The organism is Thermogemmatispora aurantia (assembly GCF_008974285.1).
In the GTDB taxonomy this organism is placed as follows: Bacteria; Chloroflexota; Ktedonobacteria; order Ktedonobacterales; family Ktedonobacteraceae; genus Thermogemmatispora; species Thermogemmatispora aurantia.
The window spans coordinates 551,180-574,905 of sequence record NZ_BKZV01000005.1; the positions used below are offsets into that span (position 1 = coordinate 551,180).

The 23,726-nt window shown below is 60.5% G+C and carries 17 protein-coding genes and 1 rRNA gene; 11 read left to right on the top strand and 7 right to left on the bottom strand.

The window, feature by feature from the left end; genetic code table 11:
* Positions 1–27 precede the first annotated feature (27 nt).
* The 8 genes from KTAU_RS17175 (at position 28) to KTAU_RS17210 (ending at position 14,842) form a co-directional block, all read left to right on the top strand.
* On the top strand, positions 28–1,572 hold the full coding sequence (locus tag KTAU_RS17175) for a sensor histidine kinase (RefSeq protein ID WP_151729512.1): 1,545 nt from the start codon (positions 28–30) through the stop codon (positions 1,570–1,572).
* Between the two features lie 124 nt (positions 1,573–1,696).
* Positions 1,697–2,554: a sensor histidine kinase gene (locus KTAU_RS17180; RefSeq protein ID WP_151729513.1), complete on the top strand. Its 858-nt coding sequence runs from the start codon at positions 1,697–1,699 to the stop codon at positions 2,552–2,554.
* A 230-nt stretch (positions 2,555–2,784) separates the two neighbouring features.
* Positions 2,785–3,024, top strand: a complete 240-nt coding sequence (locus KTAU_RS17185) for a hypothetical protein (protein ID WP_223258364.1) — start codon at positions 2,785–2,787, stop codon at positions 3,022–3,024.
* Positions 3,025–3,055: 31 nt separating this feature from the next.
* On the top strand, positions 3,056–3,508 hold the full coding sequence (locus KTAU_RS17190) for a hypothetical protein (RefSeq protein WP_112431100.1): 453 nt from the start codon (positions 3,056–3,058) through the stop codon (positions 3,506–3,508).
* Between the two features lie 502 nt (positions 3,509–4,010).
* On the top strand, positions 4,011–6,800 hold the full coding sequence (locus KTAU_RS17195; RefSeq protein WP_151729514.1) for a protein kinase domain-containing protein: 2,790 nt from the start codon (positions 4,011–4,013) through the stop codon (positions 6,798–6,800).
* A gap of 583 nt (positions 6,801–7,383) precedes the next feature.
* Positions 7,384–10,137 carry a protein kinase domain-containing protein gene (locus KTAU_RS17200; RefSeq protein WP_151729515.1) on the top strand — a complete coding sequence of 918 codons (2,754 nt, stop codon included), beginning with the start codon at positions 7,384–7,386 and terminating at the stop codon, positions 10,135–10,137.
* Positions 10,138–10,213: 76 nt separating this feature from the next.
* Positions 10,214–13,063 carry a protein kinase domain-containing protein gene (locus tag KTAU_RS17205; protein ID WP_170293388.1) on the top strand — a complete coding sequence of 950 codons (2,850 nt, stop codon included), beginning with the start codon at positions 10,214–10,216 and terminating at the stop codon, positions 13,061–13,063.
* A gap of 369 nt (positions 13,064–13,432) precedes the next feature.
* On the top strand, positions 13,433–14,842 hold the full coding sequence (locus KTAU_RS17210) for a DUF4097 family beta strand repeat-containing protein (protein ID WP_151729517.1): 1,410 nt from the start codon (positions 13,433–13,435) through the stop codon (positions 14,840–14,842).
* A gap of 201 nt (positions 14,843–15,043) precedes the next feature.
* Here KTAU_RS17210 and KTAU_RS17215 read toward each other — a convergent pair whose 3' ends face one another.
* The 6 genes from KTAU_RS17215 to KTAU_RS17240 all read right to left on the bottom strand — a co-directional run bounded on the left by KTAU_RS17215 (position 15,044) and on the right by KTAU_RS17240 (position 19,450).
* Positions 15,044–15,307: a DUF167 domain-containing protein gene (locus KTAU_RS17215; protein ID WP_170293389.1), complete on the bottom strand. Its 264-nt coding sequence runs from the start codon at positions 15,305–15,307 to the stop codon at positions 15,044–15,046.
* Between the two features lie 75 nt (positions 15,308–15,382).
* Positions 15,383–15,661: a YggT family protein gene (locus KTAU_RS17220; protein WP_112431112.1), complete on the bottom strand. Its 279-nt coding sequence runs from the start codon at positions 15,659–15,661 to the stop codon at positions 15,383–15,385.
* Between the two features lie 4 nt (positions 15,662–15,665).
* On the bottom strand, positions 15,666–16,163 hold the full coding sequence (locus KTAU_RS17225; protein WP_151729519.1) for a DUF6391 domain-containing protein: 498 nt from the start codon (positions 16,161–16,163) through the stop codon (positions 15,666–15,668).
* 14 nt (positions 16,164–16,177) lie between these two features.
* On the bottom strand, positions 16,178–16,909 hold the full coding sequence (locus tag KTAU_RS17230; protein WP_151729520.1) for a YggS family pyridoxal phosphate-dependent enzyme: 732 nt from the start codon (positions 16,907–16,909) through the stop codon (positions 16,178–16,180).
* A 145-nt stretch (positions 16,910–17,054) separates the two neighbouring features.
* Positions 17,055–18,014, bottom strand: a complete 960-nt coding sequence (pgeF, locus tag KTAU_RS17235) for a peptidoglycan editing factor PgeF (RefSeq protein ID WP_170293390.1) — start codon at positions 18,012–18,014, stop codon at positions 17,055–17,057.
* A 188-nt stretch (positions 18,015–18,202) separates the two neighbouring features.
* Positions 18,203–19,450: an LCP family protein gene (locus tag KTAU_RS17240; protein WP_151729522.1), complete on the bottom strand. Its 1,248-nt coding sequence runs from the start codon at positions 19,448–19,450 to the stop codon at positions 18,203–18,205.
* Between the two features lie 363 nt (positions 19,451–19,813).
* Between KTAU_RS17240 and KTAU_RS17245 the strand changes: the two genes are divergently transcribed.
* The gene (locus KTAU_RS17245) at positions 19,814–20,995 is read left to right on the top strand and encodes a M24 family metallopeptidase (RefSeq protein WP_151729523.1); all 1,182 of its coding nucleotides are present in this window, start codon (positions 19,814–19,816) and stop codon (positions 20,993–20,995) included.
* Here the strand turns inward: KTAU_RS17245 and KTAU_RS17250 are convergent.
* Positions 20,992–21,174 (bottom strand): hypothetical protein, encoded by a 183-nt coding sequence (locus KTAU_RS17250; RefSeq protein WP_151729524.1) that lies wholly within the window; start codon positions 21,172–21,174, stop codon positions 20,992–20,994. The two genes, KTAU_RS17245 and KTAU_RS17250, sit on opposite strands and share 4 nt — an antisense overlap.
* A 204-nt stretch (positions 21,175–21,378) precedes the next feature.
* Between KTAU_RS17250 and KTAU_RS17255 the strand changes: the two genes are divergently transcribed.
* Together KTAU_RS17255 and KTAU_RS17260 are read left to right on the top strand one after the other, a co-directional pair.
* On the top strand, positions 21,379–22,878 hold the full coding sequence (locus KTAU_RS17255) for a hypothetical protein (protein WP_151729525.1): 1,500 nt from the start codon (positions 21,379–21,381) through the stop codon (positions 22,876–22,878).
* 726 nt (positions 22,879–23,604) lie between these two features.
* A 16S ribosomal RNA gene (locus tag KTAU_RS17260) occupies positions 23,605–23,726 on the top strand; the annotation flags it as partial.

Genomic DNA, 23,726 nt, shown 5'->3' on the forward strand with positions numbered 1-23,726 from the left:
GTCAACGAGAGGAAGGGAGCGAGAACGATGCGTATGCACTGGTGGCACAGCATTCGCTGGAGGCTGGCGCTCGGTTCCATGCTCGTTGCTCTTCTGGCGACCGCCCTGCTGGCGCTCATTATTTTGTTATCCGTGGCGTACTTCTATGGCCTGGACCAGCGCCAGCAACTGACAGATCTGGCCAGTGGCAGCGCTCGGCGCATCGGCAGCGACATGCTGGCCCATCAGCGCACCCTGGCTGGAGCCTCCAGCGATGTCCTGGCCCCCATCGTACGCGGCTCTCAGGGACAAGACTCCCTGGTCATTGTCTATGCCTATCTCCCGCGCGCGGCCACCCATCTGCAGCCAGTCTATCCGGCCCTGATCCGCGGGCGGCCAACCCTCGCCACTGTGCTGCTGGCCTCGACCGACCCTGACCTCAAGATCAACTATGCCCGCGTGCGCGCGGCCCTCACCCAGGGCACGCATGGGCAGCAGACCGTTGCCAACATAGGCGATGGGGGTCCTCCAGGCTCCGCGCGCCCCTTCGTCGTCACGCCCATCTTCTACGGCGGTGACTCTCAAAGTGGCCCGCTTGTCGGCGTCCTCTTTGTCACCTCGCGCTATGCCCTGGAGGGCACCATGCCCCCGCTCGTCGCCACCCTGAGCCGCTCCGTCCTTATTGCCTCGATCGCCGTCGCCCTTATAGCTGCTCTGGCCGCGGTCCTCTTCTCGCGCACGATCACCCGCCCGCTGGCCAAACTGACGCGCGCCACGCGGCAACTGGCAAGCGGCCACTATGATGTGCGCGTCGAGACTGGTGCCAGGGGCGAACTGGGCGAGCTGGCCCACAACTTCAACGAGATGGCTGCCCAACTGCAGCGCGACGTCGAGGAGCTGCGCAAGCAAGAGCTGTGGCGGCGCGAACTCATCATGAACATTACCCATGACCTGGCCACTCCCTTGACCGCCATTGCCGGCCTCGGCGAGTCGCTCATCGATGGCGTCAACCGCAGTCGCGAAGACTACGAGGCCACTGGACGCATTATTGTGCGCGAAACCTTGCGCCTGCGCCGCCTTGTCAGAGATCTGCACATGATGGCCAAGATGGAGGCTGGCGCCCTGCAGCTGCAACGCAAGCCAGTACGCCTGGCCGTCCTGGTTGATGAAGTACTGGCCGTCCTTGCTCCCGAATTTGAGCGCGCCAACGTCGAACCCTGCAACACCATCGACTACAACCTGCCCCCAGTACAGGCAGACCCCGATATGCTCACTCGTGTCTTCTCCAACCTCTGCGACAATGCCCTGCGCCACACACCAGCCGGCGGTATGGTTGTCATCGACGCTATACAACAGGAGCACTGTCTGATCGTGGCGGTCACCGATACCGGCAGTGGCATTCCCCCCCAGGCTCTGCCGCGCATCTTTGACCGCTTCTATCGCGCCGATGAGGCGCGTCGCGGCGACACTGGAGGCAGCGGCCTGGGCCTGGCCATTGTGCGCGCCATCGTCGAAGCCCACGGCGGCAAGATCTGGGCTGAGAACGTGCCTGGAGCCGGCGCCCGTATCCTCTTCACCTTGCCTTTGCTATAATAACCGCAATGGCCTGACGCCGATGTCTGAAAGCGCCTGGGCGCCAATTCTGTCATGTTGACAGGTGCAGAAAGCAGCAACTCTCACGCAATATCTCTGCTGAAAGGCGAGAGCGGGATCAATCATGAGCAATGAGCGAGACAGCGCACCAGACGATGTCTTAGAGGCTGGAGAGCGCAGCAGGCTCCAGGACAGGCAGGGGACCGAAAGGAGTGACAGCCTCACGCTTAGAGAGCTTCCCCTCGCGCGCATTGCCCACGAACTGCGGGCTCCCTTGAACCGTATCAGTGGCTTTCTCGATCTACTCCTCGCTGAAGAGGAGGCCGCTGGGGCCGTGATCCCCACCAGTTCCGGGCTATCCCTGCAGTCCCGCGACTACCTCCAGCGCGCGCGAGTCGGTAGTGAGCAGCTCTATCTGTTGCTGGAGAACCTCCTCTGTTGGCTGAGGGCGGCAAGCGGCCAGTTGCATCTGAGCAGCGATGTTATTGCTGTGGAAGAGCTGGTAGAGAGCACTGTGGAAGAGCTAGAATACACGGCGCGGTTGCGCCAGTTGCGGATCGAGACGCGCTTTGCCCGGGAGCTGCTGGCGCCCTACCGGAGGATACGGACCGACAGCCAGCGCGCGCGCCACATTCTGCGCAACGTCCTGGCCAATGCCTGCACCTATACCCCCATCGGAGGGCGGATTACCATAGAGGCGGCAGTCGCCTCGCTGCCCTCTGGTCTGCCGGGCCTGGCCCTCAGCATTGGTGATAGTGGTGTGGGCATCCAGCCCGAAGTTTTGCCACACATCTTCGAGCCATTTTATCGAGCGGAGCCGTTGACTGACAGCGACCAGCTCCTGGAGAGCAGCGGCAGCGGGCTGGGGCTGGGACTAAGCGTCGCGCACCTCCTGGTCGAACGGCTCGGCGGGACGATCGCGGTGCAGTCTGCACCTGGGGTCGGCACCACTGTCAGCCTCACCTTACCCACGCTGACATGAAAAAGTACAGTCATGCAGCCCTTGACTCAGGTTGGTAAAGCGTGCTATCCTGATTCTAACCTGTATCAGGCTCCTCTCCTTCGCCCCGGGGTCAGATCAGAGCTGAGGCAGCGCGCTGGAGAAGGTGCAAGGGAGAGAAAAAGCAAGGGAAGGAGTGCCAGTGCAGGTTAGCTCGGTTTGTCTAGTGTGCTTGCTTGTCTGTGAAACAGAGAAGGAGTTTAGCTTTGGGAATGCTACGGGTAATGTCCCGTCGCGGCGATGATCGGATCTCCTGGGATCTGCGGAAGGTTGAAGCCAGCGATCCCGAAGCTCTGGCCGCTGTGCGCGAGGCCGAACGTATCTTTCGCGAGGAGCGTATGCGTGGTGCCACGGCCTTTAAGGTCGAGCCAGGCAAGCCAGCGCAGCGCATCGATGAGTTTGATCGAACAGCCGAGCAGATCGTGATGGTGCCGCGCGTCGTAGGAGGCTGACCGGCGCAACCGGCGAGGAGCGTAAGCAGCTATGTTAGAAACTCTGACGCTCTTCCTGGGTATCTGGCTGCTCTTTTTGCTGCTGGCCATCTATTATCTCTCCCGATCGCTCGAAGGGAACAGCGTCGGGCCACGTCTCTCGCGCAATGAACGCCTCTCTGCTGAGAGCCGTGCTAAGGCGTTGCTGCGCGAGATGCTGACGGAGAGCCAGTATCAGCAGCTGATTAAGTACGGATACCTGGAGGTGGCTAGCCCCTCGATCAGTCATCGTATCTACCGCATTCCTGGCTCCGGTGGCCTGGTCAAGGTCTATGAACGTGGCTGCCCCATCATGGAGCTGTGCCTGCAGCCCGCCGAGCCTTTGCCCGACGGCGATGTGGTGGTCATGCACAAGCTGATGATCGAGGGAAACGAAGAGGAATATCTCAAAAAAGCCAACCACTTCGCTCCCGGGATCATCTCCTTGCGCTGTCAGCACCTCTGAGGCATCTTTGTTGCAATACCTGCCCATGATATAGCTCTCTGCTGCGTGCAGGTGGGTCAACCTGGCCGAGCGCTGGCGAAAGCAGACAAAAGCAGGGACAGTCTCCCTGGCTAAAAAAGCAGGCTGTATGACCGCTTGCTCGCTGTCCTCCCCGGTGCTCCGCCCTGGCCCCCTGCTCGTGGCATGGGGAGGTCCCGCTTTCCGCTCTCTTCCCTTTCCTCTCTCCCCCAGTGCCTTCCGCTAGCCCACACAACTGGGCGTCATGGACAAAGCTCCTGCTTTTCTCCCTGCTTGTTAATCTCTCCCCGGTATAGACGTACTTCTTCCTAGAGGGGGTATATGTCTGTTCTGAACACGTGCGACAGGCGGTGTGTTCAGTGTGCCTAATTGGATGGATAAAGGGAGGCTCTTTATAAGAAGAGAGTAACGGTCAGCGTTGGCTCTTTTGTCAATTCGTGCCCAACCATAATGTCGTCGGGCAAGGAAGGCAGGTACACGAACAATGCAATGTCCTCACTGCGGGGCAATGACTCGCCCTGGGGCCGGCTTCTGTGCCCACTGTTTTAGTCCTCTGCCAAGAGAAGCCGCCACCGATCTGGCCAGCGCCGTTGCGGGTCCCCTGGCGCCAGGCAGTTTCCTTTACGGCGGGCGCTATTACGTCTCTCGCGTGCTCGGTTGGGGTGGGGCAGGCGCTGCAGTGCTGGCCACCGATCAGCAGCACAGCGGCAGGCGAGTGGTCATCAAAGAGCTGCTCTCTGAGGCCACTGACCCCTGGCGTCGCGAGCAAGACCTCAAGCAGCTCAGGCTTGAATCCTCCCTTCTAGCGCGGCTCGATCATCCGTTCCTCCCAAAAGTACTTGATCATTTTGTGGAGGGAGAGCGCTATTTTCTCGTATACGAATACGTGGAAGGAGAACACGCGGAGAAGCGGCTTGCGCAGTCTTCCTGGCCGCTCTCTGAGCGCGATGTGCTCATTTATGCCTCTGAGCTTCTCGATTTACTGGATTATCTTGAGAATAACGTGCCTTCTATTTTTCATGGGGACATCAAGCCAACCAACCTTGTCATTGGCCAGCAAGATGGCGACATCCACCTGGTCAACCTGATACCCCCTACGGCGCAGCGGACCCGTAACCGGCTGCGTCAGCGCCCGGCCATCCTGGGAACGCCAGGTTATGCGGCGCCCGAACAATATCAAGGCCAGGCAGACCATCGCTCCGATCTCTACGCCCTGGCCGCTACCCTCCATCAGCTCTTGACTGGCCGGGACCCTCGCCAGCAACCCCCTTTTAGCTATCCTCCTGTCCGGGCCCTTAATCCCGGTGTTTCCCCCGAGACTGAGCGTGTGCTGATGCAGGCTCTGCAACGTGATCCCAGCCAGCGCTACCAGCATGCCGCGCTGATGAAGCGTGAGATCGACGCTGTTTTGCTTCGCCACTTCGGCGTGCCATTTAGCCCTCCCGCCCCCAGCCTGGCGGCTGGGCAAAGTACCCCCCTTCCGTTGATGGGGAGCACTGTGACCCCTTCAGGGTGGCTCAGTCAACCCCAGACCCCTCCTCCGGCCTCTCCTGTGCAGGCAGAAAGCCAGCAACAGTCGTTGCTGCCGCCGCCCGCGCAGACCGTATCGTCTGGAGCGCCTGGGTCGCAGCCTCTTAAGTCCCAGCCTCTGCTTTCCAGGCCGCTCAGCCTTGGTAGCAGAAAAGTCCCTCTGTTGCATCTCCTCGTAGCCATCGGGCTGCTGGTGATCATCTTGGGAGCAACCGTCTTGCTGGCGCTGCCACATGTGGTGAGCCAGAGCGGATCAACTGCCGCCACACGCCCCGGGGCTTCTCCCTCCCCGCCGGTAGCGCCTTCGCCGCCGCCTTTGAAGAACGGCCTTGGTGGCTATACAGTGGTCGATCCTGCGACGGGACAGAAGGATTACATTGGTATCAGCGACGGCAGAGCCGCTTTTGATACGAACCGTCCCGATGGCAAGCTGAAGCAGCAGGCTGCTCAGCACCTACAGAGCGGCGATGTCGGTGGGGCCGCTGCCCTCTGGCAGTCGGCTCTGAGCGTCGATGAAAATGACGCTGAGGCTCTTATTTATCTAGAGGATCAGCGGGTGCTCTCCTCGGGCAGCCCCTATATCACCCTGGTCGTTGCCACCATGCTCAGCGGATCTGATCCCGCAGCTGTGGGAGCCGGGCGAGGCGATTTGCAGGGTGCCTATCTGGCTCAGAAGGAGTACAACAGCAGTGGAAAGCTCGGGGGTGGCCTGCAGGTGCGTCTGCTGATTGCCAACTCAGGCGGAAGCAGCCTCTTTGCCACTACGATAGCGCAGCAGATTGTCCAGGCAGCGCAGGCCGATAAAACGATTGTCGGCGTCATGGGCTGGCCGTATAGCTCGCGCGCCCTCAATGCCCTGCCCATTCTGGCGCAAGCCCATCTGCCTATGGTCTCAGAGACGGCTTCAAGCGATCTGCTGACGGGCCGATCGCCGTATTTTTTCCGCGTCTGCCCCTCTGATCAGCAGCAAGGACTGATCGGAGCCGATTACAGCTATCAGCGCCTGCAGGCGAGACGGGTGGCCCTCTTCTTCGATCCTGCTGATGCCTACAGCCAGAGCCTGGCCACTGCCTTCAGCACTCGCTATAGCAGCGATGGCGGCAGCATTGTCGTCCGCGAGCAGTATACGGTCGGCAAGCCAGCGACCCTGCCGGCCCTGTTACAGGATGCCCTGACTCATCAGCCCGACCTGATCTACTTTGCCGGCTTCTCAGCTGACATTGCCCCCTTGCTCAGCAAGCTGCCGACCTCTGGTCCCTTTGCCCACCTGCAGGTTATGGGAGGCGACGGCCTCTATTTGCTTCAGGGTTACCCGAGCAATGCTCGCGCGGGTTTCCTGCGACTCCACTTCACGGCTTTCGCCTATCCTGACGAGTGGGGCTATCTAGGGCAACCTCAGCCAGCCTTCTTTACAGCCTATGCCCAGGCTTTCAACGCCAATGGGCAGCACAGCGGCTATGGCTATACCCGGCCCTTCACAGACAGCATCCTGGCCTACGATGCAACGCTGGCGCTCCTGGAAGCCAGTAAGCTGCTTATCAGCGGCGGCAAGGCCACGTTCACTGGCCAGGACCTGCAGCGGGCGCTGGCGCAGCTCAATGGTCCGCGCAGCATTCAGGGTATCAGCGGCTCCATTGCCTTCGGGAGTGACGGTAATCCCCAAAACAAAGCGGTGGTGGTGCTGATGGTTGATAATGTCGGCCATATTAAGCTGGAGTCCATTCAGGGCCACTTCCTGAAGTGAAGAAGAGAGACCCCGCCTCTGGAGGTCCAGCCCCTTGGGGAAGCATAAGAACCGGAGCCACAAGCTGAAGGCTGAAGGCCGCGGTGGTGGCGGCGCTGGCCTAGATGGTGAGATACGCTCCTAAAAGAGCGGCTCTGCGACATGAGACGCCCGTCGATCGTTTCTGTGTGTAGAGCCGCTCAACCCGGCCCTCAGCTTGCTGGCGCTGGCAGGTGACCTCATCTGCACTGCATCCTTTAACTTTCGCCCTCAGTATGCGTATTCTATCTATTAGAGAGAACATCGCTGGTTGTAGCGCTGGGCATCAGCTGACTGGTAAGCAGAGCAGAGACGGCTAGTTGCTTGCTCGCTTGCTTAATCTGGACAGATCTTCTCTCGTGTGCGCCCGCGCTCCTGACCGATTTTTCTCTCCCTCAGTTCTGCCAGGGAAAAAGAGATGGCAACCTGATGGACGGCTGACCAGGGTTGCTGAAGCAAGCTGCCGGAAGACCAGGTGGTCAGTCTATCGGCGTGGGCAGCAGCAGCAGCGATTGATTCGGATGAACAGGCTTTGCCATTGGGCAGAGGAGACAGGCGCGAAGCTATGGAATGTCCTCATTGCGGCGCAGTCAATCGCCCCGAGGCGCGCTTTTGCAGCTCTTGTGGCCGTCCCGTGCTCGCTGGAAGCAGCTCTCTCGCCAGCAGCCAGACTGCTTCTGGCCCTTTGAGGCCGGGTACGCGCCTTCAGGGCGGGCGCTATGAGATTATCCGCCTCCTTGGACGAGAGGGGAACGGAGTTGCTCTTCTCGCTGTCGACCACCGTCTCGGCGGCAAACAGGTTGTCATCAAAGAGCTGCTCTCTGAAGCGAGCGATCCACAGCAACGCCAGGAGGAGGTCAGGCAGTTCAAGCGCGAGGTAGCGCTGCTGGCTCACCTGGATCATCCGCTGATTCCCGCGGTGACCGACCACTTCCAGGAGGGCGAGCGCTACTTTATGGTCGAGGAATATATCGAGGGCCAGAGCCTGGAAGAGCTGCTACGGCGCCGCCGGGGTCCGCTCAGCGAGCGGGAAGCCCTCATCTATGCCATCGACATCATCGATATTTTGATATATCTGGAATTGCAGACACCGCCGGTAGTCCATCGTGACATCAAGCCCGCCAATATCGTGATCAGTGCCAGCGATGGGCATGCCTATCTAGTGGACTTTAGCGTTGCCCACGCCGAGGTAGTGCGCAACGCTCTGCGCAGACAGACAAGCGCGCTTGGTACCCCTGGTTATGCCCCGCCGGAGCAGTACCAGGGGGAGGCCGACCCGCGCTCCGACCTCTACGCGCTTGCTGCAACCCTGCATCATGTTCTGACCGGGCGCGACCCGCGTAACTATCCGCCCTTCAGCTACCCATTGGCGCGTAGCCTGAATCCGCAGCTCTCGCCCGAAGTTGAGCGCATTTTGCACTATGCCCTGCAACCGGCGCCAGATCAGCGCTACCAGAGCGCCCTTGCCATGAAGCGCGATATTGAGGCCGTGCTCTTCCAGCGCTTCGGCTACACGGCAGGAGCCAGTGCTGTCAAGGCGGAGGAGCCAACGCAGGCCACTGGGGCCAGCGCAGCTCAGATAACGGCGGTGACGGACACACTGCCACATGGCTGGTCTGCTCCAGCCTCCGCGGCTGTCTCTGTTCCCCCTATCAGCGCGAGTGGCGGCAGCCCTTTCACCACCCCGTACCCGCTGGCTTCCGTGGGCAGTGGACGGCGCCCTTTCCCGCTGAGGGCGCTCTATCTGGTTCTGGTGCTGTGCGTCATCACGGTGGTCATTGCTGGCAGCGTCCTGGTTTTCCTGCTGCCGCGCCTGGTCAGCCGCAGCGGCCCAGCAACCTCCCTGGCTCAAGGCAGAACGATCACGCCACCGCCGAGTCTCAAGAAGGGCCTCGGAGCCTACAGCGTAGTGAATCCCGATACAGGCCAGAAAGACTATATTGGCCTCAGCGACGGCAGCGTTGCCTTTGATGTCGCGCGTCCCGATGGAGATCTCAAGCAGCAGGCCGCCAGGCGTCTGCAGCAGGGTGACATCAGCGGGGCCGAAGCCCTGTGGCAGTCGGCTCTTGATATCGATAGTAACGATGCTGAAGCCCTCATCTATCTTGAGGACCAGCGCGTGCTGGCCTCTGGCAATCCCTACATCACCCTGGTCGTGGCAACCATTCTTACCGGAAGCGACAGTGGGGCCATAGGGACAGGGCGTGACAACCTCCAGGGGGCCTACATCGCCCAGAAGGAGTACAACAGTGGCTACAAGCTTGGCTCGGGGGTCCTGGTGCGCCTGCTGATCGCCAACTCCGGGGGGAGCAGTCTCTTTACCGCCGCCATTGCCCAGCAGATTGTTCAGGCGGCCAGGGCAGATAAAACCATTGTCGGCGTCATGGGCTGGCCGTATAGCTCGCGCGTTCTCAATGCCCTGCCTATCCTGAGCCAGGCCCAGCTACCGATGGTCTCGCCAAGCGCTTCCAGTGACCAGCTAAGCGGCAAATCTGCGTACTTTTTCCGCGTTTGTCCCTCGGATCAGCAGCAGGGGGCCGTCGGTGCTGACTATGCCTATCAGCACCTGCGAGCCAGGCGCGTCGCGCTCTTCCTCGACCCGCTAGATCCATATAGCCAGAGTCTGGCGGCAGCTTTCAGCCAGCGTTACACCTCTGATGGAGGAACCATCGTTGTTCAGGAGCGCTATCGCGTTGGTAAGCCGTCGACCCTGCCGGCGCTGCTACAAGATGCTCTGCTCCGCGGACCCGATTTGCTTTACTTCTCCGGCTACGCCAGCGATGTGGCCACCCTGCTCACCAATTTGCCGACAAGTGGCCCTCTGGCCGGGCTGCAGGTCATGGGCGGCGATGCTCTTTATCAACTGCAAGGCTACCCGAGCAGCGCGCGCGCCGGGTTTTTGCGTCTCCACTTCACGGCCTTCGCCTATCCCGATGAGTGGAGCTATCTGTCCCTACCCCAGCCGGCCTTCTTTACGGTCTACCCGCAGACCTTTAATGCCAACAGCCGCCACGTCGGGTATGGCTACACGCGCCCGGATAACGATGCCATCCTCTCCTACGATGCCACGCTGGTACTGCTGGAGGCCAGTCGGCAGGTACTCAGCAGCGGCAAGGGCGAGGGAAAGACCACTTTGAGCGGTGCAGAGCTGCGGCAGGCCCTGGCCGGACTCAAGGGGAACCAGGCAGTGCAGGGGATCAGCGGTGTCATCTCCTTCGGATCGGATGGGAACCCTGACAACAAGGCCGTCGTGGTGCTCATGGTCGATAACGCCGGCCATATTAAACTGGAATCGGTTCAAGGCCGCTTTCTCAAATAGGGGGCAACTTCTCCAGAGAAGAGAAGCGAGCAAGTCAACGTTTTTATATATATGTTATTCACAAGGTAGGCTGAGCATGAGATGCCCTTACTGTGGTGCTACCGTACGCCCGGGCGGGCGCTTCTGTAACCAATGTGGCAGACGACTAAATGCTGAGACGGGCGATCTCAGCGGCGCCCAGCAAACCCAGGCTCAGGGGCCGGGGCAGGGACAGAAAGTGTCGACCTCGCTGCGACCCGGTGACCGGCTTCAGAACGATCGCTATGTCATCAAGCAGATTCTGGGCGAAGGGGGGATGGGGGCAGTACTTCTGGCCGAGGACACGCGGCTCAACAACAAGCTTGTCGTCATCAAAGAGCTGATTTCCGACAGTAGCGACCCGGCCCAATTGCAGGAGGACGTACGCAACTTCAAACGCGAGGTAGCGACGCTGGCCAGCGTTGATCACTTTCTCGTGCCGGCAGTGACCGATCATTTCCAGGAAGGCTCGCACTACTTCATGGTCCAGGAGTATGTCGCCGGGGAAAACCTCGAAGAGCGTCTAAACCGCCTGGGGCGGCCTTTATCCGAAGACGAGGTCCTGGTCTACGCCTCCGATATCCTCCTGGTTCTGGAGTACCTGGCCAGTCGCAAGCCGCCCATTGTCCATCGCGATGTCAAGCCGGCCAATATCATCATCGGCAGCAACGATGGCCGGGCCCACCTCGTCGACTTCGGCATCGCGCGTCCTGATCTGGCTGCCGACGCAGCGCGCAAGCAGACGACCGCCCTCGGCACGCCCGGCTACGCGCCACCGGAGCAGTATCAGGGAAAGGCCGACCCACGCTCGGACCTCTATGCCCTGGCAGCCACCATGCATCATTTGCTGACCAATCGCGACCCGCGCGAGCATCCGCCATTTGTCTATCCGCCGGTGCGCACACTCAACCCGCGGCTCTCGCTGGAGGTCGAGCACCTGCTGACCCGGGCCCTGCAGAACGATATCACCAAGCGCTACCAGAGCGCCAGTGAGATGAAGCAGGACGTTGACCAGATCCTGGAGGAGCGCTTTGGCCTGCTGGGGGCCAGCCTGACCACGGGGGCCCATCCCATTAGCAGGCCACGCCCGCAGAGCGGCGGCTTCGGGCACAGCAGCCCGACACTGCCTCAAAGAACGAGCCCCTCAGTGAGCACGATGAGAGGCGATCCCTTTACTCCTCTGCCGCCTACGCTATCGTCAGCGGCACCCCAGACACCAGTACCTGTCACCGGCCCGGTGCAGGGCCAGCAGCAGCGCCAACTCTGGCAGCCAGTGCAACCGCAGCAACCACCTCAGCCTCGCTTGCCAGGCAAACGGAGCTACACCGGCCAGATGCTGGCCAGTTTTCTGCTGCTGTTGCTCGTACTGATCCTCATCGCAGCCATCGCTCTGGGAGCCTTCAGCGGCTTCCGCCAGCGCCTGCAAGAGTCGGGTAGCTCACAGGGGCAGGGCAGTGCGACCGCGCCCAGTACAGCTCTGCCGGCGAACATCAACGGTATTGGGGCCTTCACCATCAAGAATGCGCAAGGGCAGCCTGAGCTGCTGGGTCTCAGCGATGGCAGCATCATCTTCGATACGACGCGCCCCAGCGGCGATGCCAGTCTCAAGCAGCAGGCGGCCCAGAGCTTCAAAGCCGATAATTACGCTGCCGCTCAGTCCTATCTTGCGCAAGCCATTGCTGAGGATTCCAACGATGCTGAGGCCCTCATCTATCAGGAAGACCTGCGTGTCATGGCCTCCGGCTCACCTTACCTGACGCTGGTCATCGGCGCCATGCTCACCGGCCCCGACACCGATGTTGGACGCGAGGCCCTGCAGGGCGCCTATGTTGCGCAGCGCGAATTCAATGATAGCGGTGGCCTCAATGGCCTCAAGCTGCGCCTGCTCATTGCCAACTCGGGCAGCGAAGACAACTACGCCGGTACAGTGGCCCAGCAAATTGTTCAGGCAGCCCACAAGGATAGCACCATTGTGGGAGTGATGGGCTGGCCCTTCAGCTCGCAGACCATCAATGCGGTAGGCGTACTGGCCCAGGCTCAGATTCCGCTGGTCTCGGGAACCGCCTCCAGCGACCAGCTCAGCGGTCTCTCGCCCTACTTTTTCCGCGTGGTGCCCTCCAACGAAGGTCAGGCCAGCGCTGGGGCCCGCTATGCCCTGCAAGTCCTCCATGCCCATCGAGTGGCCGCCTTCTATGATCAGGGCGATAGCTATAGCAGCAGCCTCTTCCGTGACTTCCGTAACGCCTTTACCCAGGAAGGGGGGCAGATCGTGGTTGAGGAGCATTATCAGCGCAGCAACACGAGCCAGCTGCCAGTGCTGCTCTCGGATGCCCTGGGCAAGAATCCCGACCTCATCTACTTTGCAGGCTACGCCAGCGATATTACGCCGCTCCTCAAGTATCTGCCTACCACTGGCACCTTTGCTCACCTGCCCGTCCTTGGCGGTGATGCCCTCTACCAGCCACAGGGCTATGGCAACGTCAGGCAAGTGTTTGCCCGCCTGCATTTTACGTCCTTTGCCTATCCCGATGAATGGACCTATCTGGGGCGTCCGCTGCCGGCCTTTTTCAGCGACTATGCTCGTCTCTACAGTGGCAATGGTCAGCACAGTGGCTACGGCTACACCCGTGCTGACTTCAATACCATCCTGGCCTACGATGCCACTGAGACCTTGCTTGAGGGCTGTCGGCGCGCGCTGGCCACGGCTGGCAGTTCACAAAGCCTGACAGGCAGCAAGCTACGTCAGGCGCTCACAACGATCAGCGGCAGCGGAGCGATCCAGGGCATTAGCGGCCAGATCTCTTTTGCGAGCAACGGCGACCCCCTTGATAAGGCGATCGTGGTCCTGTATGTAGACGCTCAGGGGCACATCAAGATTAACTCTGTTGAAGGCAAATTCTTCAAGTAGCGGCAGCCAGCGCCTCATCTCGATCAGGCGTCACGCGCGGCCACCCTGTCTGCTCCCTTCCTTGGTCTAGGCAACGGTGGGCAGGGTGGTCGCGTTTGCTTGCTGCTGACCACGGCCCGCTCACTCTCGGTCTGATAAATTCCTTCAATGAGATGATATTATTCCCCATAATAGTATTGAATTTATCGCAATGCTGTGATAAAATCCATGAGTAGTGGCTCTAATAGCCATAGCTATGGTGAATTATGCCACGCCGCTGCCCGCAGGCGGTCGCGGTTGCTGTGAGGCTTGTGGCCTTCGGTCAGTGAAGTAAGCGGATAGCGGAAAGAAAGCAAGCAAGCAGAGACGAAGAAAGAGAGGAGAACAGCGATGGTACAACAGCAATTATTCCCTGTTGGGCGGCATCCCCGGGTGAGCATTGAGAATCTCACCGGCAGCCTGGAAGTGTGGGGCTGGGAAGAGAGCAGCATTGCGGTGGAGGCTGCTGGCGAGCTACCGGAGATCAGTCAAGAGCAGGATCTGCTCACCATTCGCGGCGGTGTGGGTGACCTGACGCTGCGCATCCCACTGGGCAGTCGTTTCTTTGGGGGATCAAAAGCCATTACTGATCTCTACGTGCGGAGGCTGAGCGGGCACGTCAGCATCGAGAAGGCGCGTGATGTCGTGCTGAGTGAGATCAGTGGCGGGGCCAGGGTGAGCAATTGCGCAGGGAATCTTGTGCTGGAGGCCATTCAGGAGCCAGTGGAGGTGCTGGCCTGTGGCGATAGCCTGCAGGCACGGCGCCTGGGAGTCCTGCGGGTGCGGCAGGGCATTGGAGGGGACGCCCGGCTGAGTGAGCTAGACGAAGCCGATATCGACCACGTTGGTGGCGATCTAGAGGTGCACCAGGCGCGGCGTCGCTGCGAGGTGGGCAACGTGGGAGGTGACTGCCGGCTTGAGGAGAACGCTGAGGCCGAGCTGTTGGTGGGCAATGTTGGCGGTGACCTGCGCGTTGCGCAGGCCCAGCGCTTGCATGCTGGTAATGTGGGAGGGGATGTCTTCATCCAGGCGGTGGCTGCCGCTGGGGTGGAGCTGGGCAACGTAGGCGGCGATGTCAGTGGTGTGGCGCTCGCTGGCCCGCTGCGACTGGGGCATGTGGGCGGTGATGTTGATCTGCGCGAAATCGGCGGAGCCGTGGAGGCGAGCGCCATCGGTGGCGATCTCTCACTGGCAGGCACATTCCCGGCGGGTAGCCATACGTACTTGCGTGTTGGGGGCGATGCGCGTGTTGTGCTGCCTGAGCAGGCCAGTGTGAAGATCGAGGCCGTGGTCGGTGGCTCTGTCAGCGGCGTGGGTGAGCCTATTCCTGATGGGAGTGCCTTCAGTCTGACCTACGGTGAAGGAGCGGCTATCCTGGAGCTGCAGGTCGGTGGCGATCTCAGCCTGCGGGTGGGTGGCGCGCCGACAACCTGGAGCCTGAGAAGGCCGTTCAAGCCCTGGCTCTGGTCTCCTGCCTGGGCACAGATGGGTCAGCAGTTGGGACGTGAATTCGCCTATCTCGGGGAAGAGTTTGGGCGTCTAGGGCGCGAAATAGGACGCGAGGTGACCGACGTGGTGCGGGAAATCAAGAGGCAGCAGCGCTATGCCTGGTACACAGGGAAGGCCAACGTTGACTGGCCACGTGAGCGTGAGCGCAGCGGCGAGATGGCCGAGGCCCGGGCGGCGGTACTGCGCATGGTGGCTGAGGGGCGGCTCTCTCCTGAAGAGGCTGACGTGCTCTTGCGCGGCCTGGAGAACTGAGTGCCCAGGGAGAAGAGCCTCCTCAGCATTTAGGAGGGGAACGCTGCTGGCCGTATCAGGCTTCCTGCCGCTGTCAAGTAGCGTTCCCCTCCTTCTGACTCATCCTGATCTGAAGCCGGGTCTATCCTGTTCCGCTCCCAGTCCCGTCCTGAGACACCTGGCCTGGAGAGGTCGCAGCACCGTAGCGAGCGAACACGCCGCTCAGGGGGTATGGCCTAAGCGACGCTGGACCTCCTCTAGAGTCAGGCCCTCCAGAGCCAGCACCTTCTCACGCGCTGCGGCCCCATGCACTATACTCACCTGATATCGCCTGATCCCCAGATAGCGTGCCACCAGAGCAATCAGGGCTGCGTTGGCTTCGCCCTCACGTGCTGGTGCCCGCACCCATGCCCGTAGCGATGAACCATCCCACGCCAGCGCTTCCCGACGGCTGCCTGGCGTCACACGCACCTGTATCCTCAGCATCTTCACCTGGCCTCTCACCTGTCTGTCTGTCTGCCTGCCTGCCTGCCTGCCTTCTCCCATCTGTTCAGCGGCGAGCTACCATGTGGGAGGCAGCGCCTGGAGCAGCAGCACCATCAGGGTGTAGAGCAGGAACATGGTAATCATGAACGAGACATCGATGAACATGATCGGCGGCACCAGCTGGCGCACCGGTTTGATGAAAGGGTCGGTATAGCTCGCAAGGAAGCGGAAAAAGCTGTAGCGCTCGTCCAGGCCGAACCATGAAGCAATGGCCCGTAAGAACAGCGTAAACAGGATCAGACCAATGCCATACTGAACAATCCAGTGGAGGATCGGGATGGGCAGACCGAACATAGCATCACTCCTGAGCAGTACGGACCTCAATCACCTGAAAGCCGAAGATCTTCCGGCGTCTGATCTCGGTCACGCGCACGCCGCGCAGGTCTGGCAGGGTCGTCACATACTTCTGGACCAGCTCCCCCAGGGGACGCGCTGCCAGCAGCCCGGCCACAGACGAAAGGACCGTCGATGTGACCCGCGTACGTGTCCGCGAGGAAGCGAAGCCGAGCATCGTCCCGATGGTCACCAGCGAGATCCCCACGGCCAGATTGGTGCCACAATTGGGATGAATGGCCAGCTCGGCCTCGCCAGCCTGTAAACGCTGGAGAGCCTCCTCTGCAGCGCGACGCAAGACCGCCAAATCAACGTCGCTGCCGAACATCAAAAAGCCATCGGTGGTTGCGCGGGCAGAGACGCGTAGATCGGGCACCATCCGGCTCAGAATGGTGACCGTAGCGTGCTCCAGCGCGTGGTTCTGCCGCATGCGGCGGCTGAAAAGAAAATCACCTGGTTTCATCGTCGTATCCTTCACTATCGCGGGCGCTCGCCGAAAATTGCCCGCCCGATGCGCACGATGGTAGCGCCTTCCTCGATGGCGACCCAGTAATCATCGGTCATTCCCATAGAAAGGTGCTGCCAGGGGCAGTGCGGCAGCAGCGTGCGCAGGCGTTCACGCAATTGACGCAAGGTACGGAAGACGGGGCGTACCTCTTCGGCGTCGCTCACCAGGGGAGCCACAGTCATCAGGCCCTGGATCTCTAGCTGAGGGAGAGCAGCCACCTGGCGGGCGAACTCGGGTAACTCCTCCGGACTGACTCCACCCTTGCTGCTCTCTCCGGCCACGTTCACCTCTAGCAAGACGGGGATGCGTCGTCCCAGGGCACCAGCATGGCGGTTGAGGGCCTGAGCACTATGCCAGCTCTCGATACTTTCCACCCAGTCGAAGGCCTCGACCACCTTCTTCGCCTTGTTGCTTTGCAGGCGACCAATCATATGCCAGCGCAGCGTAGAGGGATGGAAAGCGGCAATTTTCGGCAGCGCCTCCTGCACCCGGTTCTCGCCGAAATCAGTCACGCCAAGATTATACGCCATCTTGACAAATTCGACAGGAAATGTCTTGGAGACCGCTACAAGTGTGATCTCCTCCGGGCGGCGGCCTACCCGTGCAGCAGCCTCCGCTATCCGGCTGCGCACTCGCGTCAGATTGGTTGCCAACCGTTCTTGTAATTGTTCTTCCGTGCCATAGGCATATGACTCTGCCATTGCATACCCTCCTGCCCTCAGCTCCAGCCCATGCCGCCCAGGTCGCTGCCATAGTTACAGACCCCGCCCGCGCCAGGCCGGACCGGACCGGGTGCTCTCTGCCTGCCTATCCTTACCTGGACTTCGTGCCTCATGGCTAGCGTGCTCAGGCCCCTTCTGAACGCAGTGCCAGCAGCACCGGAAAGCGACCTGTGCGTCCTCGCTCTGCGCGATAGGAAAAGAAGTCCTCCTGGTGGCAGGCCGTACAGAGACCAGCGAGCGCAATATGCTCAGCCTTCACGCCGGCCAGCAAGAGCTGCCGGCGGTTCGTCTCCCACAGATCCAGATGGAGCTGTGGCTCATCGGAAGCAGCTGAAGAATCCTGTGAAGCAGGTACCAGAGAGAATACGGCAGACTCGGCTACCAGGTTACGCAGCTCCGGGCGGACAGGCAGCTCCGTGAACTCGCTCCGCCCATAGAATAGATCGCGCACCGGCTCATCCACCGCGTAGCAGCAGGAACCGATGCCTGGTCCAATGCCGACCAGGAGATTCTCAGGGGCGCAACCGAAATGCTGGCGCAGCGCCTCGACCGTTGTCAGGGCGATCCCCCGCGCTGTACCGCGCCAGCCGGCATGTGCCAGGGCAATGACCTGCCGCTGAGGATCGTAGAAGAGGAGTGGCAGGCAGTCAGCAAAGGACATCGCCAGCACCACATTGCGCTCCGCCGTCATAATGGCATCAGCCTTGCGACGGGGGCGAGGGGTCCAGACCACCTGGTGACCGGCTACCTCCACAGCCCGATAGGGCCAATCCGGGAGCCAGTCCTCCCAGCGGTCGCGTTCAAAAAGGGCTACCTCGGCACTATGGATCTGCCATACTGTCGCGCAGGGCCAGCTTTCCAGACCAAGGGCCTGCAGCGCCAACAGGCGATTGGCCGCAGCCGCCTCTGGCTGATCTTCCTTAAAAGAGACATTGAGACTGGCGCAGGGGGGCTGACTGTAACCTCCATGACGGGTAAAGATAGCATGGACAAGAGTTGGAAACTGGAGTAGCTGCTCAAACTGCAAATAGCGGACGGGACCAGCTGGGGCGCCGTGTGTGGATGCGGCTTGCTGCTCTATCACGAAGGCTCCTCGCGCTGAGAGTGAGTTTCTCTGGAGCCTATTGTAGCACATTGCCGGCAACAGCGAGCGAGCGCCGTATCTGGACCCCGCTCCTGCCAGGGAGTAGGAGCGGGCTCACGGGAGACACGGCGCTCGCACAAGGCCTGGCCGCTGCGATTGGTTACCTGTACTCACTCATTGACAACGGCTTACGAGCCAGTGACATTACAGCTCTGGACGTCGCCGAGGCCGAAAATGCGATTGATGAGCGGTTGAATATTTGTACAATCGGGCAAGATCACCGATTGGTCAGAGCCAACAGAGGGATCGTAGACGGTGCTCAGCGTGCCATAGTTCTGATTGCCGGGACCGGGGCCGAGCGTGACCTGATGAATAGCGCTGGATGAGAGCGTACGACCATAGTTAGCGAAGCCGAGCATCTCCTGCTCGCTGATATCCGTGTAGACCTTGCCTTGCAGATCAGCGATGAGTGACGGAAGATGCTCAATCACATTTGCCACATCCAGCTTCTTCTTCAGCGCCTCCAGCACCTGCTGCTGACGCTGAGTCCGCCCGATATCGCCGACCAGGTCGGCGTGGCGTGAGCGGACATATGCTAGCGCCTGCTCGCCGGTCAGGTGCTGAGGCCCTGCGGGCAGATAGATGCGCCGATAGCCGTAGGGATTTGAGGCATTGGCTCCTACATCATCGGGATAGGTATCATCAACAATAGGATGAGTCAGATCGATGTCAACGCCGCCCAGCGTATCGATCACCTTGGCAAAGCCGTCCAGACCTACCCAGGCATAGCGATCGATGGTAATCCCATAATCCTTCTCGATGGTTAGACGCGCCAGGCGCACCCCATCATCGAAGCTATTGTGTTGGATGGCCCCTAGAAAAAAAGCCTGGTCGATCTTGTGCATGCCTCCCACCTCGGGAATATAGACCCAGGAGTCGCGTGGGATCGAAACCAGAAAGACCTGGTTCTGTTGCGGATCAATGTGTACGACCATCATCACCTGGGTAAGAACGGCAGGAAACGTATATTTGCCGTCGTTATCGCTACCCAGCAAGAGGATATTCCAGGAGTGACCGGTAATATCGGCTCCGGCGGTTGGTTGTACATTAGTTGGCTCCTCGCTGCTGCGACTCACCGGATGCACAAAATGCGAAACCGGCTCCTGGATCGTCGTCTGAAAATAGTAGTAGCCATAGGCAACTCCTCCTCCCAGCAAAAGAACCACCAGCAGCAGTGCTACTAGCAGCACGCGCCCTAGAGAGCGTCGTTTCCTGGGGGCCTTCAGTCTGAGTGTCGGTGCCTGTTCAATGGCGGAGGCCGGCGTCCCTGATCCGGCCTCTAGTTGTTGTGTGACCTGCTCCTCCAACGGCGGTTGGACCTGGGCAGATGGCTGATCAGTCTCAAATTTCGGATCTGGCTGCTCCTGGCTTGTCATAGCAGAACCCTGCCGATACACTAGAGAACTCTAAGCAACGTGACCCCCTGCGAAGGTCCCCCGCTCCTGACCCCTGTAACATTCATATATAACGATGTATATATCTCAGAAAACTCGCCGGAGTTGAGCGGAGTTGAGGGGTGGTCGCGCCCACACCTTAGCGAGCCACAAGCTAACCCTGGCTGGCCGGACCACTTTTCCGTGGGCAGGCGAGTGCCGTGCGGGGTCACGCGCTGAGAAAGCTGCGAGTGCGGTAGGTGATAGAATAGACCCTGAAATCTCGCTGCCTCTGAACGAGCGAGCGCCCGGGCTGGCAGTGCCCCCTGGTGAAGGAAAGAAGCGATAAAGAAGGAGCAAGCCACCATGAATCTGGAGCGTATTCAGCAGGCCCTGCAAGAGGAGAGACTACAGGGCTGGCTCTTCTACGATTTCCGTCGTTCCAATCCCATTGCGCATCGGATACTGGAACTGCCGCGCGAGCAGATGTTTACCCGACGCTGGTTTTACTGGGTACCGGCCCAGGGGAAACCGATCGCCCTGGTGAGCGCCGTTGAGCCGCATGTCCTGCGCAGCCTGCCGGGAGAGCAGCGTATTTTCCGTTCCTGGCAAGAACTACATGCTCAGCTGCGCGACCTTTTCCAGCCAGGCTGGCGGATCGCAATGGAGTACTCACCCCACAATGCCATTCCCTACCTTTCCCTCGTTGATGCCGGGACAATCGAGCTGGTCCGCAGCTATGGGGTCGAAATTGTCAGCTCAGCCGATCTGGCCCAGCACTTTGTCGCGTGTCTCACACCCCAGCAAATCGCCAGCCACCGTGAAGCGGGGCGACGCCTCATAGCGGCCAAAGACAGGCTTCTGGAAGAACTTACCAGCGATCTACAGGCGGGAAGAACCCTCAATGAATATAGTGTTCAACAGCGCTTCCTGGCGCTCATGCGCGCCCAGGGACTGCTTGTTGAAGAGCCGCCACTGATCGCTGTCAACGGCAACGCAGGCAATCCACACTACGCGCCCACCGCTGAGCACCACAGTCCTATTCGGCAAGGCGACCTTCTGCTCATCGACTTCTGGGCCCGTCTGCCCGAACCGGAGGCCATCTATGCCGACTACACCTGGATGGCTTTCGTCGGTCGGCAGGACGAGATCCCTTCACGGCAACGAGAGGTCTTCGCCCTGGTCTGTCAGGCGCGTGACGCGGGACTCGACTTCATCCGTCAGCGGCTGGCGACAACTCAACCCCTGCAAGCCTATGAAGTTGACGACGTTGTGCGCACGGTCATCGCGCGTGCCGGCTATGGCGAGGCCTTTGTTCATCGCAGCGGTCACAGCATTACCACTGCAGAGCACGGCGAAGGAGCGCATCTTGATAATCTCGAAACCCATGATGAACGTCGCCTTTTACCAGGAACCTGCTGCTCGTTGGAACCGGGGATCTATCTGCCGGACTTCGGCGTGCGCAGCGAGATCAATCTGCTCATCCACGAACGGGAAGTAGAAGTCACCGGCGTTCCGATGCAGTACGAGATTGTTCCTCTGCTCTAGCAGGCCCTGGCCTGGCCGGGCAAAAGCACATCGACGGCCCAGGGCAGCGGCAGATGAGGATCTGGGCAGGCCAGGCGACGCCAGGGCGACGACAGCCGGTGCACGCAGGCAGCCCACTCCTCCTTTCTTTGGTTCATCGTGAGCGAGCCAGCCAGGGCATTGAAGAAGGTAGCGCGCAAAACAAAGCCCCTGACGATTCAGCTACAACGTAGCAGCGGGCTAAAGCGTATAACTGGTAATCAGAGATAGCGCGATGAGAGCGAGGGCGCAGCCCAGCCAGCTTGCAAGCGAGTAAACAGCCAGGCTGACCAGCCTGCGGGCAGCGCCAGGCCGCTGCAAGAGGCTGGTCGGTGAGCTGTGCCCAGAGCCTGGAGGCAAAAGACATGAGCAACGAATGGGAACAGGGTACCAACACACCGGGCAACCCGCTCGGTCCGAACGATATAGATAAGCGTCTCGAAGAGCTGGGGCGGGCTTTGACCCAGGGAGTTAGCGAAGTTCAACAGCAGCTCAAAAAAGTAGTGGATCGCGCCAGCACCTACTGGCAGCAGTCGCAGACAGTGCCACCGCCTGCGCCGCCCAGCGACATCGAGGAGCAAAGGATTCGTCAGCTTGTCAACAGCTGGTCTGCAGGTAACTGGCGCGTGGCGCGGGACCTGGGCACCTACATGGACATAGTCGCCATGAGCCGCGACGAAGTCTGGGAAATCACTGTGCAAACGCGCTGGGAACACCGGGCCCTGGAGATTGTGAGCGAGCCGTATAGTGGTCAGGCGCCGGGCAAACCGCAGCCGCTGCTACCTGTCTGGGACTACGAGCTACCAGAAGTCAGCGACCTGCGCCCCCCTACGACGCGCACGCGGCTGGCGGGCCTGGATGAGCTGCTAGCTTGTACGACCTGTAACGGCACCGGGCATGCGCTCTGTACCGAATGCAGCGGGCGAGGCTGGATTACCTGTCCTGACTGCCGGGGGCGGGCCCGCAAGCGCTGTGCGACCTGCCGCGGGCGCGGCTACGTGGCCGATTGGGCTGAGCAGAAAAAGCGACCGTTTCTGCAGAGGCGCGTCGAAAAACTGGCCAACGCCCTCGGTGAACGCGTCTCCACTGTTTTCGAAGGCATCCGCCAACAAGGGCTGCCAGTGCCTAATCCCCTGGACAGCGACCCGGCTAACAAGGGGCGCACCATTCCCTGCCCTGACTGTATTAACGGCGAAGTTGACTGCGACTGCGTGACGGGCAAACGTGTTTGCCCTGCCTGTCAGGGCGCCAGGTCTACGCTCTGTCCCGCCTGCAACGGAACCGGTAAGATTGTGCGCCATCGCGAGATCGTGCGCAGCTTTGAATTGCGCACGCGGCATCGCTTCGTCGGCACCGATGCTTTGCCCCAGCAACAGCTGCTTAAGGCCGAAGGAGAGCTGGTCTACAGCGCTGAGGTTGACGAAAACCTCCATCCTGCAGCGCCACCTGACGCGGTCCCGCTCGACATCTGGCAGGCTGCTGTTGAAGAAGTACATACTGCGGCAGCGGTCTCCGGACGTGCCAGCGCTGAGGCAGTCCAGTCGAGCCTGCGGCCAACGTTGCAGGTCTTGGAGCTGGTACGTATTCCCTATATCAAAGTGGACTACCGCTACATTGACCGTGACTATACCCTCTACATCTACGACGGCGAGGGACATGAGAAATTCTACGCCGCCTCTTTCCCGCCGCGCTGGGACCGCATTGAGCGCCTGGTACGCGCTATTACCAGCGATCTGGCGACGCCAACCCAACTGTCGCAACCCTTTGGCCCGGGTGAGAACTCACAGGCACCTCGTGGCTATCGTGTGCCAGTCGAGAAACCACCCTATACCATCAGCGAGAGCGATGAAGAAGAAGCGCTCTGAGCACTCGACGCCGGCACCGGATACTAGTTTCTCACCCCATCCGGCGCCGGCGCCCTCCCCAGCCTGTCCAGCCTGGCTACCTTGCTCGCCTGCCTTCCCACGGCCTTAGAACCAGGCTCGCCTATACTGGCCTTCATCGCGACCGGCTGAGGCTCCACCAATCTGGCCAATCTTTTCCCCAATTTGAAAAATTCCCCGCTATCCCTCTTGACAAGGCCCCAGCCCTATGGCATAATTAAGTCCGCGCCGGACGGAAAGACGGTCGACAAATCTCTCGCAGAAATTCTCCACAGAGATTTCAGAACCGCGGTACGGTGTCCTCAGCGTAGCATCCTTGAGAGCGAGGTCGTCATAAGGAGTCGCTCTGTCGGGATGCAGATCGACTGATCCTGAGTGCAACGTGGGACGCGGCTGATCTTTGTCTGTCTTTCTGGCGGGGCGTGTGATCGACAGTGCACCTTGACAATTGAAGAGTGGAAAACAGCAGAGGCGGATGTGCTGTGTTCGCCTAGGTCGCGCTGTTTGCTAGCCCTCTTGCCTGGTATGCACAGGTTAAAGCTGTGCCGGCAGGATTGGCTCGCAGATAGTCATCCAGGTGAGCAGCGCTGATGACTTCGCTGATCCAGAGCTGAAAGTTTGGCGGATGGTTTGCTCAGCGGAGGCTGGGGAGCCAGCCGCTGAAGATAGAACCTCGGTCCTCGCGAGTGGGTCGAGGGAAAGCAGAACTGGATGGCGAGTTTGATCCTGGCTCAGGACGAACGCTGGCGGCGTGCCTAACACATGCAAGTCGAACGCCCTCTCCGCGAGGGGAGGGAGTGGCGGACGGGTGAGGAACACGTGGGTGACCT

Excerpts from the sequence above, each read along its gene's own strand:
- KTAU_RS17175 (WP_151729512.1), top strand. The coding sequence starts at position 28 with ATGCGTATGCACTGGTGGCACAGCATTCGCTGGAGGCTGGCGCTCGGT.
- KTAU_RS17180 (WP_151729513.1), top strand. The coding sequence starts at position 1,697 with ATGAGCAATGAGCGAGACAGCGCACCAGACGATGTCTTAGAGGCTGGA.
- KTAU_RS17185 (WP_223258364.1), top strand. The coding sequence starts at position 2,785 with ATGCTACGGGTAATGTCCCGTCGCGGCGATGATCGGATCTCCTGGGAT.
- KTAU_RS17190 (WP_112431100.1), top strand. The coding sequence starts at position 3,056 with ATGTTAGAAACTCTGACGCTCTTCCTGGGTATCTGGCTGCTCTTTTTG.
- KTAU_RS17195 (WP_151729514.1), top strand. The coding sequence starts at position 4,011 with ATGCAATGTCCTCACTGCGGGGCAATGACTCGCCCTGGGGCCGGCTTC.
- KTAU_RS17200 (WP_151729515.1), top strand. The coding sequence starts at position 7,384 with ATGGAATGTCCTCATTGCGGCGCAGTCAATCGCCCCGAGGCGCGCTTT.
- KTAU_RS17205 (WP_170293388.1), top strand. The coding sequence starts at position 10,214 with ATGAGATGCCCTTACTGTGGTGCTACCGTACGCCCGGGCGGGCGCTTC.
- KTAU_RS17210 (WP_151729517.1), top strand. The coding sequence starts at position 13,433 with ATGGTACAACAGCAATTATTCCCTGTTGGGCGGCATCCCCGGGTGAGC.
- KTAU_RS17215 (WP_170293389.1), bottom strand. The coding sequence starts at position 15,307 with ATGCTGAGGATACAGGTGCGTGTGACGCCAGGCAGCCGTCGGGAAGCG.
- KTAU_RS17220 (WP_112431112.1), bottom strand. The coding sequence starts at position 15,661 with ATGTTCGGTCTGCCCATCCCGATCCTCCACTGGATTGTTCAGTATGGC.
- KTAU_RS17225 (WP_151729519.1), bottom strand. The coding sequence starts at position 16,163 with ATGAAACCAGGTGATTTTCTTTTCAGCCGCCGCATGCGGCAGAACCAC.
- KTAU_RS17230 (WP_151729520.1), bottom strand. The coding sequence starts at position 16,909 with ATGGCAGAGTCATATGCCTATGGCACGGAAGAACAATTACAAGAACGG.
- KTAU_RS17240 (WP_151729522.1), bottom strand. The coding sequence starts at position 19,450 with ATGACAAGCCAGGAGCAGCCAGATCCGAAATTTGAGACTGATCAGCCA.
- KTAU_RS17245 (WP_151729523.1), top strand. The coding sequence starts at position 19,814 with ATGAATCTGGAGCGTATTCAGCAGGCCCTGCAAGAGGAGAGACTACAG.
- KTAU_RS17255 (WP_151729525.1), top strand. The coding sequence starts at position 21,379 with ATGAGCAACGAATGGGAACAGGGTACCAACACACCGGGCAACCCGCTC.